The sequence below is a fragment of the Pseudomonas sp. RL_5y_Pfl2_73 genome (assembly GCF_963970515.1).
Classification (GTDB): Bacteria; Pseudomonadota; Gammaproteobacteria; order Pseudomonadales; family Pseudomonadaceae; genus Aquipseudomonas.
Genome location: NZ_CAXAPD010000115.1, coordinates 1 through 1,122, shown reverse-complemented (window position 1 = coordinate 1,122; position 1,122 = coordinate 1). Strand labels below are relative to the sequence as shown.

Genomic DNA, 1,122 nt, shown 5'->3' with positions numbered 1-1,122 from the left:
CCTGGCGCACCACCCTCGGACTGACCGAGGCCACGTCTTCCGCCACCCCAGCCGACCACGAAGCCCTACGCCTCCCCCACAACCTGGAAGACACCATGGCCGAGCAATTGGCCTTGATCACCGGCTGGCGTATCGAGCGCTTTGCCCGAGGCAGTTATTTACAACAGCCTTTTTATATTCAGGCCAAGCAAACCAGCGCTACGGATCAAAAACTGGAAAAGGATGAGCGCGAGACGAAAATGAAGGAGGCCAAGGAAAAGCGCGTAGCAGCCCGTAGCCAGCCCAACAAAACACAACTGTTGTTAGGCACGGCCGGTCCGCCTCCTTACGAGGCGGTGATCGACCAGCAGCAGATTCGTGAAGCCGCCGTAGAGTTCGAACATGATTACCAGGGCTTTCGGCGCGATCAAACCAGCGTGGGCGGCTGGGTGGTCGATGGCGTGCTCAGGGATACGGTGTACCTGCTTAACGATGATGACGAGCAACAGGAGTACACACGGATCAAGGCGGCAGGCGAGTTGTATGTCAAGGAACTGTTCGGCGTGCGCGGCTCCAGCTACGAGAGAGTCCGGTTGCGGGACTCTGTACAAGCGGCCTTGCTGGTGGCGATGTTTGACGACCAGGTGCATGACTCGCGAGCGTGGTTCCTGCATGACTTCATGAGTTCGCGGGAACTGTGGGGCGACTACTTCCGTTATCGCATGGTGTATTTCGGCGATGAGTCCAACAAACGCATGACTCCGGTGGTGGTCGCCGGGCGTGTGGTGGGCATCGCGCTGGTGTTGGGCGGGGTCTACAGCATCCGTCGCGATGGTTGGAAAGGTGCGGCTGGCACGTTCGGCGCCGCGTCAGTGGGCTACAAGGTGATCAACGTTGTCGGCAACAAGGTCGAGCCATTCCTGCCAGGGGCAGAGCAGATCCTGCAACCGACCTTTGCGATCGGTGAAGTGGTGGCGCAGCAGCGCGAGGCCATCCTCAAGACTGAGGATGAGCTGCGAATGCAGAGCATGCTGGACCACCTTAAAACCACCGGTGGCTTGGTCGAACAAGTGAGGCAGGTGGTTTCATGATGCGCGTGATACGTATAGGCGACCCCCTGCGTCCCTTTGGCGGCAAAGTGCT

General features: G+C 59.2%; 1 protein-coding gene. It reads left to right on the top strand.

The features are described from left to right. A partial coding sequence (locus tag AACY42_RS28475; RefSeq protein ID WP_445261771.1) for a T6SS phospholipase effector Tle1-like catalytic domain-containing protein occupies nucleotides 1-1,070 on the top strand: 1,070 nt, incomplete at its 5' end. Between the last annotated feature and the right edge of the window lie 52 nt (nucleotides 1,071-1,122).